Origin of the sequence: Achromobacter sp. E1 (genome assembly GCF_037039475.1) — a bacterium.
Classification (GTDB): Bacteria; Pseudomonadota; Gammaproteobacteria; order Burkholderiales; family Burkholderiaceae_B; genus Achromobacter; species Achromobacter mucicolens.
Window position 1 is genome coordinate 3,521,629 of the sequence record NZ_CP146253.1, and the last position, 14,274, is coordinate 3,535,902.

General features: G+C 64.9%; 13 protein-coding genes and 1 tRNA gene. 6 read left to right on the plus strand and 8 right to left on the minus strand.

Features of this window, described 5'->3' with window-relative positions; all coding sequences use genetic code 11:
- Positions 1-49 precede the first annotated feature (49 nt).
- From V6V88_RS16230 to aqpZ, 3 genes are all read right to left on the minus strand, one after another.
- Positions 50-358, minus strand: coding sequence for a hypothetical protein (locus tag V6V88_RS16230; RefSeq protein WP_056324448.1), 309 nt, complete (start codon positions 356-358; stop codon positions 50-52).
- A gap of 68 nt (positions 359-426) precedes the next feature.
- Positions 427-1,284: a 3-deoxy-8-phosphooctulonate synthase gene (gene kdsA / locus V6V88_RS16235; protein WP_338615620.1), complete on the minus strand. Its 858-nt coding sequence runs from the start codon at positions 1,282-1,284 to the stop codon at positions 427-429.
- 134 nt (positions 1,285-1,418) lie between these two features.
- Positions 1,419-2,132, minus strand: coding sequence for an aquaporin Z (gene aqpZ / locus V6V88_RS16240; protein ID WP_056324443.1), 714 nt, complete (start codon positions 2,130-2,132; stop codon positions 1,419-1,421).
- Between the two features lie 203 nt (positions 2,133-2,335).
- On the opposite strand from aqpZ, the gene V6V88_RS16245 reads away from it, so the two are divergent.
- Positions 2,336-2,473, plus strand: a complete 138-nt coding sequence (locus V6V88_RS16245; RefSeq protein WP_155721887.1) for a hypothetical protein — start codon at positions 2,336-2,338, stop codon at positions 2,471-2,473.
- On the opposite strand, the gene V6V88_RS16250 is transcribed toward V6V88_RS16245, so the two are convergent.
- Positions 2,461-3,681 (minus strand): diguanylate phosphodiesterase, encoded by a 1,221-nt coding sequence (locus V6V88_RS16250; protein WP_223575984.1) that lies wholly within the window; start codon positions 3,679-3,681, stop codon positions 2,461-2,463. The two genes, V6V88_RS16245 and V6V88_RS16250, sit on opposite strands and share 13 nt — an antisense overlap.
- A 302-nt stretch (positions 3,682-3,983) precedes the next feature.
- A tRNA-Leu gene (locus V6V88_RS16255) sits at positions 3,984-4,070 on the minus strand.
- Between the two features lie 47 nt (positions 4,071-4,117).
- Here V6V88_RS16255 and dapC point away from each other — a divergent pair.
- The 5 genes from dapC (at position 4,118) to V6V88_RS16280 (ending at position 10,231) form a co-directional block, all read left to right on the plus strand.
- Positions 4,118-5,314, plus strand: a complete 1,197-nt coding sequence (dapC, locus tag V6V88_RS16260) for a succinyldiaminopimelate transaminase (protein WP_056324436.1) — start codon at positions 4,118-4,120, stop codon at positions 5,312-5,314.
- A gap of 24 nt (positions 5,315-5,338) precedes the next feature.
- Complete coding sequence (gene dapD / locus V6V88_RS16265; protein ID WP_062840712.1) at positions 5,339-6,160, plus strand: 2,3,4,5-tetrahydropyridine-2,6-dicarboxylate N-succinyltransferase; 822 nt, start codon at positions 5,339-5,341, stop codon at positions 6,158-6,160.
- Positions 6,160-7,299, plus strand: a complete 1,140-nt coding sequence (gene dapE / locus V6V88_RS16270; protein WP_223576050.1) for a succinyl-diaminopimelate desuccinylase — start codon at positions 6,160-6,162, stop codon at positions 7,297-7,299. Before dapD ends, dapE begins: the two co-directional genes overlap by 1 nt.
- A 95-nt stretch (positions 7,300-7,394) precedes the next feature.
- On the plus strand, positions 7,395-8,300 hold the full coding sequence (gene prmB, locus V6V88_RS16275) for a 50S ribosomal protein L3 N(5)-glutamine methyltransferase (RefSeq protein ID WP_056324427.1): 906 nt from the start codon (positions 7,395-7,397) through the stop codon (positions 8,298-8,300).
- Positions 8,297-10,231 carry an ATP-binding cassette domain-containing protein gene (locus V6V88_RS16280; RefSeq protein WP_280003969.1) on the plus strand — a complete coding sequence of 645 codons (1,935 nt, stop codon included), beginning with the start codon at positions 8,297-8,299 and terminating at the stop codon, positions 10,229-10,231. The genes prmB and V6V88_RS16280 overlap by 4 nt, the downstream gene beginning before the upstream one ends.
- A gap of 140 nt (positions 10,232-10,371) precedes the next feature.
- On the opposite strand, the gene V6V88_RS16285 is transcribed toward V6V88_RS16280, so the two are convergent.
- Genes V6V88_RS16285 through V6V88_RS16295 form a run of 3 tightly spaced genes read right to left on the minus strand, consistent with a single transcriptional unit; the run spans position 10,372 to position 14,182 of the window.
- Complete coding sequence (locus V6V88_RS16285; protein ID WP_056324424.1) at positions 10,372-10,677, minus strand: chorismate mutase; 306 nt, start codon at positions 10,675-10,677, stop codon at positions 10,372-10,374.
- A 5-nt stretch (positions 10,678-10,682) separates the two neighbouring features.
- Positions 10,683-12,977 carry a UvrD-helicase domain-containing protein gene (locus tag V6V88_RS16290; protein ID WP_056324422.1) on the minus strand — a complete coding sequence of 765 codons (2,295 nt, stop codon included), beginning with the start codon at positions 12,975-12,977 and terminating at the stop codon, positions 10,683-10,685.
- Complete coding sequence (locus V6V88_RS16295; RefSeq protein WP_062840708.1) at positions 12,974-14,182, minus strand: fatty acid desaturase; 1,209 nt, start codon at positions 14,180-14,182, stop codon at positions 12,974-12,976. The genes V6V88_RS16290 and V6V88_RS16295 overlap by 4 nt, the downstream gene beginning before the upstream one ends.
- Positions 14,183-14,274: the final 92 nt, after the last annotated feature.

Genomic DNA, 14,274 nt, shown 5'->3' on the forward strand with positions numbered 1-14,274 from the left:
GCGGCCACTACGGCAGCCACTTAGGCAGCCACTAAGGCAGCCAGACCGATCAGAACTCCGGCAGGTCGAAAAGCGTGTGCAAGGTGGAGCTGGGCACCGGGACGGATGCGAGATGCTCGCGGCCCCGCGCATCCACCAGCACGCGCACCGCGCGCGATGCGACGGTCAGGCCGTCCACGCTGATTGCGGTCTCGACCTCGGCGCCTTCCTTGAGAAGTTCAATGACTTCGGAGGCTGCCGCCGTCGTGGGCTCCGAGATCCACCCGGGAACGCCGCGCACGGCCTGCCCCCAGCGCACGTAGGCGATATGGCCACTCATGGCCTCCTTGCGCACGGCGACGATCACATACAAAGACATCCAGGCCTCCCTAACGTGTGGCCTGGATCGTATAACAGCTTGGCGTCCGCGGCATGACCGCGCGAGTGTCAGGGCTCGATGTCGATGGGCGCAAAAGACTTCACCAGGTCGTCAAGCTGCTTGAGTTGCGTCAGGAAGGGCTCCAGCTTGTCCAGCGGCAAGGCGCTGGGTCCGTCGCACTTTGCGTTCTTGGGATCGGGATGGGCTTCCAGGAAGAGGCCCGCCAGACCGACCGCCATGCCCGCGCGCGCCAGTTCGGCCACCTGTTCGCGGCGCCCGCCGGATGCGGCGTCCAGGGCCGATCGCTGCTGCAGCGCGTGGGTCACGTCAAAGATCAGCGGACGGTTGCCGGATACGTTTTTCATCACGCCAAAGCCCAGCATGTCGACGACCAAGTTGTCGTAGCCGAAGCTCGTGCCGCGGTCGCAGAGAATCAGCTTGTCGTTGCCGGCCTCGGTGAACTTCTCGACGATGTTGAGCATCTGCGTGGGACTGAGGAACTGCGGCTTCTTGATGTTGACCACGCGTTGCGTCTTGGCCATCGCGACGACCAGGTCGGTCTGGCGGGCCAGGAATGCAGGCAGTTGCAGGATGTCGGCGACTTCTGCGACCGGCGCGGCCTGCCACGGCTCGTGCACGTCGGTGATGACCGGCACGCCGAACTCCTTTTTCACGGCTTCGAAGATCTTCATGCCCTCTTCCAGTCCGGGACCGCGATACGAATGGATGGACGAGCGGTTGGCCTTGTCGAACGACGCCTTGAACACGTAGGGGATGCCCAGTTTGCGCGTCACGCGCTGGTATTCCTCGCAGGCGCGCAGCGCCAATTCCTTGGATTCCAGGACATTGATGCCGCCGAACAGCACGAAAGGCCGATCGTTCGCGCAGGCGATCGAGGAGGAAATTACGACTTCTGGGGCGGTCATGATGGGAATCCTGTAAAGGTAAGGCAGGTGATAGTGCGTAATGTACAACCTGCCTCACCGCCGCATCATCTGGCTGGCCCCATTTTCGTGCCCGCGGTAGCCCTGAATCACGCGCGCGATGCGGATCGGACGTATCATGCGCGCTCGAGCGCCGGATCGCTGACCAGCCGGTAGGCCACCGCCCCGATGATCGCGCCCACGATGGGCGCCACCCAGAACAGCCACAACTGCTCCAGCGCCCAGCCGCCCACAAAAAGTGCCGGCCCGGTCGACCGCGCCGGATTCACGGACGTGTTGGTGACCGGGATGCTGATGAGGTGGATGAGGGTCAGCGCGAAGCCGATGGGAATGGCAGCAAAGCCCGCCGGCGCGCGCCGGCTGGTCGCGCCAAGAATCACGAAGATAAAGCCGGCCGTCAGCACCAATTCGGTCACCAGTGCGGACAGCAATGTGTATTTGCCGGGTGAATACGCGCCATAGCCATTGGCGGCAAAGTGGCTTGCCCGCAGGTCAAACCCCAGCTTGCCGTTTGCAATACATGCCAGGACCGCCGCCGCCGCAATCGCGCCCAGCACCTGCACGATCACGTACGGCAGGATTTCCTTGGCGGGAAAGCGTCCGCCCGCCACCAGCCCCACCGTGACCGCAGGATTGAAGTGCCCGCCGGAGATGTGGCCCACTGCGAAGACCATCGTCAGGACGGTCAGGCCAAACGCCAGCGCCACGCCCAAGAATCCGATGCCCAACTGGGGAAATCCGGCGGCGAGCACCGCCGCGCCGCACCCGCCCAGCACCAGCCAGAACGTGCCGAAGAACTCCGCGCCGCAACGCTTGGGTAATGAATACATGACCACTCCTCGATATCGGAAGCCCTAAGGTAGGGGCGGGCGCGAAGGTAACGGTCAAAATAGCCGGGTGGCGGGCGCCCTGGGATCGGACAGATGGGGGATGCGGGGGGACGACATTCAATGTCCAATTCACCCAGCCTCGTTGACGTCAAAAAACGGCGAGTGCCATGTTTTCAGCGGCCCGCCTTCGCCGGAGGAACACCGTGAAACTGCTACTCGCATTCGCTCCCTTCATCGCCTCCGCGTTGCTGGAGCACCGGATCGGCACGCACGCGGCCCTGGTGGCGGCGACCGCGGCTGAGAACGCCATCCCGACGCCCAAGAAGCGTCAAGCCGCCTGAACGCGCTCGGGCCACCGCACGTCGGGCACTGCATTCAGGGCGGGCTTTGCGAACAGATAGCCCTGAAAGCGTTCGAAACCGGCGGCCTGGAGCCAGCACCATTCCTCGACCCGCTCCACGCCCTCCGCGACGGGCGTGATGCCCATGGCGCTGCAAGCGCGCGCAATGCCGCAAACGATCGCCTGGCGGGGGCCGTCCAGATGAATGTTCTGGATGAGCTGCCGGTCGATCTTGAGCTTGTCCGGCTGAAATTCGGCCAGCAACGACAGGCCCGCGAACCCTGCCCCGAAATCATCGATCGCGACCCCGATGCCTGCCCGGCGCAGGCGTGCGATCGCGTCCCTGAAGGCGAACGGGCGCTCAATGGCTTCCTGTTCGGTGATTTCCACGATCACGTGCTGCGGCAAGAGGTCGCAGGCCGCAATCTGATCCACCAGGCGGCTGACCGCCGACGGGTCTTCGATCAGCGACATCGGCAGCAGGTTGACCGACAGCTTCACATTGTCCAGACCCAACCGCCGCGCCAGTTCGAAAGCCGCGGCTTTCGATTCCAGATCGACGCGGTAACGCTGAGCGGGATCGAGACTGGCGAACATCTGCTCGGGGGATTCTCCGGATCTGCCGCGGATCAGGAACTCGAAGGATGTGACCTCGCGCCGCATGGGATCGACGATCGGTTGCAGCGCAAAGGGATACGCGCGGGCGGGCGCGGCGGGGTCTTCCTGGATCGCAGCCGCGCCGCTCGCCGCAAACCGCCAGCGGGCAGCATCCTCGCCCTCGACGATATGATCGGTCCCCCGCGCGGCGGCATACCAGCCCAGGATCTTCACGACCCGGTCGTCTCCACGCGCCAGACGGGCGGAAACTGTCATTTTGGCAAGAATGCGTGAGGACACCTCTTGCGGGCCGAGCTCGCGCAGATCAAGCAAGGCCATCGCATCGCCACCGAACCGGCGGGCCGGCCCCTGGTCCTGCATCAGCAGCACGACGTTCTTGTGGGCGTCGTCACGCCGTATCGAATCGAAAAGGCGCGATACCGCTTCATCGGGCCCTTCCAGCAACTGCACGAAGTGCACACCGTCAAAGAGCATGATGCCGGTCACGTCCAATGCGGCGTTGCGCGCCCGGGCGGGCGTCAACAGATCGGTCAGATCCTGCGCATTCATGGTGTCGACAGCACGGCTGCGGTATATCAGTGTGGAAATCATGTCGTGCTCTTTCACGAACGGGTCGGACGTTGGACGAGTGCGGCGGCGTTGCCAAGCCGCGCCAGGGTCGGGCACGCGAAGATTGGGCGCGGGGCAAGGAGGCCATGGCGTCCGGGCCCGTTTCAGTGGCGTGGAAGGCGCGTCCGCGGCGGATGCGGATTCGCGGCCAACGGCAAGATGAAGGACGGCGTGGAAAAAGGGAAAATGTTCCCGTCCAGCCATTCCTTCCTAATTCCCGAAATGGTTAGCTCGAAACCTGATAGGTCTGAAACCTAACTCACGGAAAAACATGGGAAGTTTGGTGGTGCGAAGGAGGGGACTCGAACCCCTACACCTGTTACGGCGTCAGGACCTAAACCTGGTGCGTCTACCAATTTCGCCACCTTCGCAATAGGCCAAGCCCGCTATTGTAGCTTGCTTGTTAAAATCTTGCGTCATGAATCCGCGCCTCGATGCCCTGCACCCCTACCCGTTCGAAAAATTGCGCGCGTTGCTGGCTTCTGCCAGCTCGCAGCCGGACGGCATTACGCCCATCAACCTGTCGATCGGCGAGCCCAAGCACGCCGCGCCTGAACGCGTGGCGCAAGCCATCCGCGACGGCATGGCCGGGCTTTCCGTCTACCCGTCGACGAAGGGCGATCCGGCCCTGCGCCGGGCGATTTCGGAGTGGCTGGCGCGCCGCTACAGCATTCCGGCGCCCGATGCCGAAACGCAAGTGCTGCCGGCCCTGGGGTCGCGCGAGGCGCTGTTTGCGTTCACACAGACCGTAATCGATCCCGCGGCCGGTTCCGTCGTGATCTGCCCTAACCCGTTCTATCAGATCTACGAAGGCGCCACGCTGCTGGCGGGCGCGACGCCCTACTTCGTCAACGCCGATCCGGTACGCAATTTCGGCAGCGACTGGAACCAGGTGCCCGAAGACATCTGGAAGAAGACGCGCCTGGTGTTCGTGTGCTCGCCGGGCAACCCTGCCGGCAACGTGATGTCGCTGCAAGAATGGGAAACACTGTTCAAGCTGTCGGACCGCCATGGTTTCGTGATTGCGTCGGATGAATGCTATTCCGAGATCTATCTGGACGAGGGCGATCCCCCGCTGGGCGGATTGCAGGCGGCGCGGCGTCTGGGGCGGGACGACTACCGCAACCTGGTGGTGTTCTCCAGCCTGTCCAAGCGGTCCAATGTGCCGGGCCTGCGGTCGGGCTTCGTGGCGGGCGACGCGGCGCTGATCGGCCGGTTTCTGCTGTATCGCACGTATCATGGCAGTGCGATGAGCCCCATCGTGTCCGCAGCCAGCATTGCCGCGTGGACGGACGAGGCGCACGTGAAGGAAAACCGCCGCCAGTACCGCGAGAAATTCGACGCGGTGCTGCCCATCCTGCAAAAGGTGCTGGATGTGTCGCGGCCTCAGGCTTCGTTTTATTTGTGGGCGGCAACGCCCGGTTCCGATACGGCGTTCGTGCGCGACCTCTATGGCCGTACCGGTGTTACCGTGCTGCCAGGCAGCTTCCTCGCGCGCGAGGCGCACGGCATGAATCCGGGCCAGGGGCGCATCCGCATCGCCCTGGTGGCGCCCTTGGCCGACTGCGTGCAGGCGGCCGAGCGCATCGCCCATTTTGTACATACTTCTGTTTGACCAACCTTTAAAAGCTGAGCCGCTATGACTCTCGACCTGCAGACCACCATTGAACAAGCCTGGGAAAACCGGGCCAACCTGTCGCCTATCGACGCCAGCGCCGAAGTGCGCGAAGCCGTTGAACACACCATCGACGGGCTGGATCTGGGCCGCCTGCGCGTGGCCGAGAAGATCAATGACGACTGGGTCGTGCACCAGTGGATCAAGAAGGCGGTGCTGCTGTCCTTCCGCCTGAACGACAACGCCATCATGGGCCAGGCGCCGCTGCAGTTCTACGACAAGGTGCCGCTCAAGTTCTCGGAATTCGGCGACAACGCATTCAAGCAAGGCGGCTATCGCGTGGTGCCGCCGGCAGTGGCCCGCCGCGGCTCGTTCATCGCCCGCAACGTGGTGCTGATGCCCTCGTACGTGAACATCGGCGCCTACGTCGACGAAGGCACCATGGTCGACACCTGGGCCACCGTCGGCTCGTGCGCCCAGATCGGCAAGAACGTCCACCTGTCGGGTGGCGTGGGCATTGGCGGCGTGCTTGAGCCGCTGCAGGCCAACCCCACCATCATCGAAGACAACTGCTTCATTGGCGCGCGCTCCGAAGTCGTGGAAGGCGTGGTGGTCGAAGAGAACTCGGTGCTGGCCATGGGCGTGTTCCTGTCGCAAAGCACCAAGATCTACGATCGCGCGACCGGCAAGATCACCTACGGCCGCGTGCCCTCGGGTTCGGTCGTGGTGCCGGGCTCCCTGCCCTCGGCCGACGGCACGCACAGCCTGGCCTGCGCCGTGATCGTCAAGCGTGTCGACGCGCAGACCCGCGCCAAGACCAGCATCAACGACCTGCTGAGGGCTTGATGAGCAATTCGGCCGTACTGGATCTGGTCAAGGACCTGATCGCCCGTCCCTCCGTCACGCCCGCGGACGAAGACTGCCAGGCGGCGATTGCCGCCCGGGTCGAACGCATCGGCTTTACCTGCGAAACCATCGCGCAGGGCGGCGTGACGAATCTGTGGGCCCGGCGCGGCAGCGCCGCGCCGCTGACGGTCTTCGCCGGCCACACCGACGTGGTGCCCCCGGGCCCGCGCGAGAAGTGGAACAGCGATCCCTTCGTTCCCACGGAACGCGACGGCTGGCTGTACGGCCGCGGCGCGGCCGACATGAAGAGCTCGATCGCCGCCTTTGTGGTGGCGGCCGAAGAATTCGTGGCGGCTCACCCGCAGCATGACGGCTCGATTGCCCTGTTGATCACCTCCGACGAGGAAGGCCCCTCCATCGATGGCACCGCCATCGTGTGCGACGCGCTCAAGGCGCGGGGCGAGCAGCTGGATTACTGCATCGTGGGCGAGCCCACGTCGGGCGATGTGCTGGGCGACACCTGCAAGAACGGCCGCCGCGGCTCCTTGTCGGGCAAGCTCACGGTCAAGGGCATCCAGGGGCACGTGGCCTACCCGCACCTGGCGCGCAACCCCGTGCACCAGCTTGCGCCGGCGCTGGCCGAGATCGTCAGCATTGAATGGGACCAGGGCAACGAGTATTTCCCGCCCACGACGTTCCAAGTGTCCAACCTGAACTCGGGCACGGGCGCGACCAACGTGGTACCCGGCGAGGCCGTGGCGTTGTTCAACTTCCGCTTTTCCACGGCCAGCACGCCTGAAGGCCTGAAGCAGCAGGTTCACGCCGTGCTGGACAAGCACGGCCTGGAGTACGAGCTGGATTGGGAATTGGGCGGCGAGCCCTTCCTGACCCCGCGCGGATCCTTGACCGATGCGCTGGTGCAGGCGATCCACGCGGAAACCGGCGTGACCGCCGAGCTGTCAACCACCGGCGGCACGTCGGACGGCCGCTTCATCGCCAAGATCTGCCCGCAAGTCATCGAGTTCGGCCCCGGCAACGCCACGATCCACAAGGTCAATGAGCGCATCGAGGTCGCCTCGCTGGAACCGCTCAAGAACATCTATCGGCGCACGCTGGAAAACCTGCTGCTGCCCGCATGATGCCCGCGCCGGCGGGACGCCAGTCCCGCCGCGCACGCTTTCCAGCCCCCTTTCTGGGGGCGTTTTTCCGTTTTCCCCCTGGGACGGTGATTTGAATGCCTGATACGAACGCAACCTCCCGCGACGAACTGCAGACCGTGCGCGACTTGATCCGCTACGGCGTCTCGCGCCTGAACGGCGCCCAGGTGTCGCTGGGACATGGCAGCGACAATGCCTGGGACGAAGCGGTCTACCTGACCCTGCACGCGCTGCACCTGCCGCTGGACACGCTGGATCCGTTCCTGGATGCGCGCGTCGTGCGCGAAGAGCGCGAGCGTGTGCTGGACCTGCTGGACCGTCGCGTGGCCGAGCGCGTGCCCGCCGCGTACCTGACGAATGAAGCCTGGCTTCGCGGCCACAGGTTCTACGTGGACAAGCGCGTGATCGTGCCGCGCTCGCCCATCGCCGAGCTACTGGACGAGGGGCTGTCGCCGTGGGTGCAGGATGCGCTGGCCGTGGAGAACGTGCTGGACATGTGTACCGGCTCCGGCTGCCTGGCGATCCTGGCGGCGCTGGCCTTCCCGTACGCGCACGTGGACGCCGTGGACGTGTCCGCCGACGCCCTGGAAGTCGCGCGCCGCAACGTCGACGACTACGGGCTTGCCGACCGCCTGGATTTGCACGAAAGCAACCTCTTTGATGCCCTGCCCGCGCGCGAATACGACGTGATCGTCTGCAATCCGCCCTACGTGAACAGCGGCTCGATGCGCGCGCTGCCGCAGGAATACCTGCACGAACCGCAGCTGGCGCTTGCCGGCGGCGACGACGGCATGGACCTCGTGCGCCGCATCCTGCAAGCCGCCCCGCAGTACCTGTCGGAGAACGGCGTGCTCGTGCTGGAAATCGGCCATGAGCGCGATTTCTTCGAGGCCGCCTTCCCGCAGCTGTCGCCTGTCTGGCTGGATACCGAGGAAGCCTCGGACCAGCTTCTGCTGCTTACCCGCGAGCAACTGAGCCTGTGATACGCGCCAACGGATTGACCCTGCGCCGCGGCACGAAAGTGCTGCTGGACGGCGCCGAATTTGTCGTGAACCCGGGCGAGCGGGTAGGCATCGTGGGCAAGAACGGCGCGGGCAAGTCCTCGCTGTTCGCGCTGCTGACCGGCGCGCTGGACGCAGACGCCGGCACCTTGTCGCTGCCCGCCGGTTGGCGCATCGCCAGCGTCGAGCAGGAACTGCACGCGGACGACCGCCCTGCCCGCGAGTTCGTGATCGACGGCGACACGCATCTGCGCGCATTGCAGGCGCAGCGCGCGGCGCTGTCCGACGACCAGGGCACGCAGATCGCCGAAGCGGAAGCCGCGCTGGTGGAAGCCGGCGCCTGGAGCGCGGCCTCCCGTGCCGAGCAACTCCTGGCCGGCCTGGGCTTCAAGCCCGCCGAATGGACGCAACCGGTCGAGAGCTTTTCGGGCGGCTGGCGCATGCGCCTTGCGCTGGCCCGCGCGCTGATGGCTCCGTCCGAGCTGCTGCTGCTGGACGAACCCACCAACCACCTGGATCTGGACGCGATGCTGTGGCTGGAGAAATGGCTGGCCGCCTACGAAGGCACCGTCATGCTGATCTCCCACGACACCGAGTTCCTGGACGCGGTCGCGCGGTCGATCCTGCATTTCGACCATGCCAAGCTGACGCGGTATCGCGGCGGCTATGGCGACTTCCTGACGCAGCGCGCCGAGCGCCTGCGCCAGTCCAGCATCGCCTATGACCGCCAGACGCGCGAGGCCGCCCGCCTGCAAGGCTTCATCGACCGCTTCAAGGCCAAGGCGTCCAAGGCCAAGCAGGCACAGAGCCGCGTGAAGGCGTTGGCGCGCATGCAGGTGCTGGCGCCGCTGCAAGCGGAAGCCGGCATCGACATTCGCATCCCCTCCCCCGACCAGGTGCCGGATCCGCTGCTGACGCTTGAGCATCTGTCGGCGGGCTACACGGACGCCGAGGGCAATGCCGTGCCCATCCTGCGCGATGTGACGCTGATGGTTCGCGCGGGCAGCCGCGTGGGCGTGCTGGGCGCCAACGGCGCCGGCAAGAGCACACTGATCAAGACCCTGGCCGAGGAACTGCCCGTGCAGGCCGGCGAACGCCGCGCCTCGCGCGGTCTGGCGATCGGATACTTCCACCAGCATCAGCTCGACATGCTGGACGTGGACAGCACGCCAATCGCGCACCTGGCCCGCCTGGCGCCCGAGGCGCGAGAGCAGGAACTGCGCAATTACCTGGGGGGTTTCGGTTTCTCGGGCGATACCGTCACCAGCAAGGTGGGCCCGATGTCGGGCGGCGAAAAGGCGCGCCTGGCGCTGTCGCTCATCGTTTGGCAGAAGCCCAATCTGCTGCTGCTGGACGAGCCCAGCAACCACTTGGACGTCGAGACGCGCGAGGCCTTGGCCACCGCCCTGGCAGACTTCGGCGGCAGCATGCTGCTCGTGTCGCACGATCGCCATCTGCTGCGCACTACCGTGGACAGTTTCTGGATCGTGGCGGATGGCGCGGTGCGCGAGTTCGACGGCGACCTGGAGGACTATCGCGACTGGCTGGCCGCGCGCAATGCGGACGAACGCGCCGAGGCGCGGGAAAGCGCCGAAAACGGCAGTGACCCCGTCGTCGATCGCAAGGCGCAGCGCCGCGCCGAAGCCGAACAGCGGCAACGCCTGTCCGCCCTGCGCAAGCCGCTGGAGTCCAAGCTGGCCAAGGTGGAATCCGAAATGGAAAAGTTGCGGGGCAAGCTCGCGGCCCTGGACGCGGTGATTGCCGATCCGGACCTGTATTCCGACGCGCGTCGCGCCGAACGCCAGAAGGTCATGGCGGACCACGGCGAACACGGCAAGCGCATGGGGGAACTGGAAGAGCAGTGGCTGGAGCTGCAGGGCTCGCTGGAAGAGATCGACCAGAGCGAAGCCTGAACTAAAAGAAGCAGGCCCACCTATAAGCGGGCTTCAAATAGAAACCGGCCCCGAATTGGGGCCGGTTTTTTTGGGCTAGCTGTTTTCGGCTGGCCTATACCCGCGCACTTGCCTGACAGGCCTCGGGCGCGCGCCTGCGGTCACGAGTAAGGACGCTCGCGCAGGCGGGTGTGGTTGTCGATCACGGTGTCGATCACTTCGCGCAGGATGGTCTCGGCCAGATCGGGCGGCACGCCGGCTTCCAGTGCCAGGCGCCGGATGCGCTCGACCTGCTGGGCCTCGCGCCTGGGGTCCACCAGATCCATCCCGTGGTTGGTTTTCAGTTCGCCGATCATGTCCGTGCAACGGAACCGCACACCCAGCAGCAGCATGATCTGCTGATCGATCTCGTCGACTTCGGCGCGCAGGGACGCCAGCTCGGCTTTGGGGGAATCGTTGTTGGCCATATGTGTCAACCCTGAACAATGTCGAGCTTGGCGATACCAAGCGCCAAGGTTTTGGCGCCGACATCGCGGAAGTGGATTTCCGCCTGGGCGTCCTGTCCCGCGCCGCTCAGGCCGATGATCGTGCCGTCGCCGAAACGCGCGTGACGCACACCCTGCCCCACACGATACTGCTTGTCGCCCACCGTGACGCCGGTAGCGACACCGCGGGGTTGACGCGGCGCAATGGTGTTGGTCGGCTTGCGGCCAAAGGCATCGCCGCGGTTGCCGCCGCCCCACCCCGCGCCGGTCGCGCTGACCGGGGCCAGTCCGGCCTTGGGGGTCAGCCACTTCAGGTGCTGCTCGGGAATTTCATCCAGAAAGCGCGAGCGCATGGCGTATCGCGTCTGGCCATGCAGCATCCGGCTTTGCGCCAGGCTGATGTACAGGCGCTGCCGTGCGCGCGTGATCGCCACGTACATGAGGCGGCGTTCTTCTTCCAGGCCGGCCGGCTCGAGGATGCTGTTCTCGTGTGGGAACAGCCCTTCCTCCAGGCCGGTGATGAACACGGCGTCGAATTCCAGGCCCTTGGCGGCATGCACCGTCATGAGCTGGACGGCATCCTGGCCTTGCTGGGCCTGGTTGTCGCCGGCCTCGAGCGCCGCATGCGACAGGAACGCAGCCAGGGGCGTCAGGTTGTCGCCTGCAACCGCAGGCGCGTCCACCACACCCGGCATGAGCGTGGAGGACGTGTCACCGTCGGGCACCTGGCCGGCGGGCATGCCGTCGTAGTTTTCCTCGGACGCAAACACCGCCGCGGCCGTGATGAGTTCGTTCAGGTTTTCCAGCCGTTCGGCGCCTTCGCGCTCGGCCTTGTAGTGGGCGTTCAGGCCGCTGGCCTCGAGCATGTGCTCGACCATTTCGGGCAGCGGCAGCTCGCGGGTTTCTTCGATGAGCCGATGAATCAGCTGCGCGAACTGGGCCAGATTGGATCCGCCCTTGCCCGCAACCCGCGCTACCGCGCCATACAGGCTGGTGTCGTGCTCGCGCGCGGCATCGGCCAGCTGTTCGAGCGTGCGTGCCCCGATCCCGCGCGTCGGGAAATTGACCACCCGCATCCACGACGTATCGTCGTGCGGATTGGCCATCAGGCGCAGGTAAGCCAGCGCGTGCTTGATTTCCTGGCGTTCGAAAAAGCGCAGGCCGCCATACACCTTGTACGGGATGCCGGCCGAGAAAATGGCGTGCTCGATGACGCGCGACTGCGCGTTGCTGCGATACAGCACGGCGATTTCGCGGCGGTCGCTGCCCTCATGGATGAGGGAACGGATCTCGTCCACGATCCACTGCGCTTCCATGCCATCGGACGGCTGCTCGATGACGCGCACCGGTTCGCCCTCGCCCTGGTCGGTCCAGAGATTCTTGCCCAGGCGTCCCGAGTTGTGGCCGATGAGCGCGTTGGCCGAATCCAGGATATGACCGTACGAGCGGTAATTCTGCTCCAGGCGGATCACGGTGCCATGGGCATAGTCGCGCTCGAAGTCAGCCATGTTGCCGACGTTGGCGCCGCGGAAGGCGTAGATGGACTGGTCGTCGTCGCCCACGGCGAAGATGGCCGCGCCACCGCCCGCCAGCAGGCGAAGCCACTTGTACTGCAGCGTGTTGGTGTCCTGGAACTCGTCGACGAGGATGTGGCGGAACCGGCGCTGGTAGTGCTCGCGCACGGGCGCGTTGCGCGACAGCAGCTCATAGGCGCGCAGCAGCAACTCGGCAAAGTCGACCACGCCTTCGCGTTGGCACTGCGCTTCGTAGAGCTGGTAGATCTCGATCAGGCGGCGGCGGTGCGCGTCGTAGGCTTCGACGTCGGCGGGGCGCAGGCCCTCTTCCTTGGCGCCGTTGATGAAGCGCTGCACATCGCGGGGCGGGTACTTTTCGTCGTCCACGCCGTTGGCCTTCATGAGGCGCTTGATGGCCGCAAGCTGGTCCGTGACGTCCAGGATCTGAAAGCTCTGCGGCAGGCCGGCGTCGCGGTGATGCGCGCGCAGCATGCGGTTGCAAAGGCCGTGGAACGTGCCGATCCAGAGGCCGCGCGTATCGATCGGCAGGATGGCCGACATGCGCGCCAGCATCTCGCGGGCTGCCTTGTTGGTGAACGTGACCGCCAGAAGCCCAAAAGGCGAAGCCTGGCCGGTTTGAATCAGCCAGGCCATGCGGGTGGTGAGCACCCGGGTCTTGCCGCTGCCCGCCCCGGCCAAGACCAGGGCGTGCTGCGGTTCTAACGTTACTGCGGCGCGTTGTTCAGGATTGAGCTTCTCTAGCATCATGCCGCGTAGCGGCGCAGATGTTGAGCGAACTGCTCAAGCCCAGCGATGCCGCTTTGCTGGGCGCGCTGGCACCAGGCCTGCAGGTCATGAAGAAGTTGTTCGCTGCTGGCGCTGGAGCTTTCCCAGATGCGGCCGAGTTCACGGCGCATCTGCACCAGCGTCGACAGCGACTTGTTCTGGGCAATGGCCTTGTCCACGGCAGCCAGTTGCTCGGGCTGCAGGATTTCTTCGTTGCGGTGGATGGCACGGCGCACGCTGTGCAACTTGGTGTAGCCGCATTCGGCGTTGCCTTCCTGGCGCGAGGCCTTCAGCTTGGCCAGCTCTTCGCGGGCGGCGCTCTTGATCACGTCCGCATAGCGGGCCATGACTTCGTAGCGGTGCGTGATCACGCCTTGCAGCGTGCGCAGGTCGATGCCCGTGCGGGAGTCGTCCAGCTTGAGCTTGGGCGCAACCTTCTTGATCTTGGCCAGGCCGAAGAACTTCAGGATGTTGATGTAGCACCAGCCGATGTCGAACTCATACCACTTGGCCGAGAACTTGGCGGACGTACCGTGGGCATGGTGGTTGTTGTGCAGCTCTTCGCCGCCGATCACGATGCCCCACGGGAACACGTTGGTGCTGGTGTCCGGGCTGTTGTAGTTGCGATAGCCCCAGAAGTGGCCGATGCCGTTGACGACGCCGGCGGCCCAGAAGGGAATCCAGGCCATCTGGACAGCCCAGACGGTGACGCCGATGGCGCCGAACAGGGCGATGTCGATGGCGAGCATGGTCAGCACGCCCCACAGGCTGTGCTTGCTGTAGACGTTGCGCTCGAGCCAGTCGTCCGGCGTGCCGTGGCCGAACTTGGCCATGGTTTCCTTGTTGTTCGACTCTTCGCGGTACAGCTCCGCGCCGCGGAACAGCACCTTCCAGATACCGAACAGCATGGGCGAGTGCGGGTCACCTTCTTTTTCGCATTTGGCGTGATGCTTGCGGTGAATGGCCACCCATTCCTTGGTGACCATGCCGGTCGTCATCCAGAGCCAGAAGCGGAAGAAGTGCATGACAGCCGGATGAAGATCCAGACCGCGGTGCGCTTGGCTGCGATGGAGAAAAACCGTGACCGCAACAATCGTGATGTGCGTCACGACCAAAGTGAAAACGACGATCTGCCACCAAGTCGCTTGGGTCAGGCCGCCGGCAATGAAGGAGAGGATGTAATCCATAAAGCTGTTATGAGCCTCGCATGAGAAGTGGCTGAAAGTTTAGCTTACCTTAGCCGTCTGATGACAATCTAGTTTCAAAATAGTTATTGAGA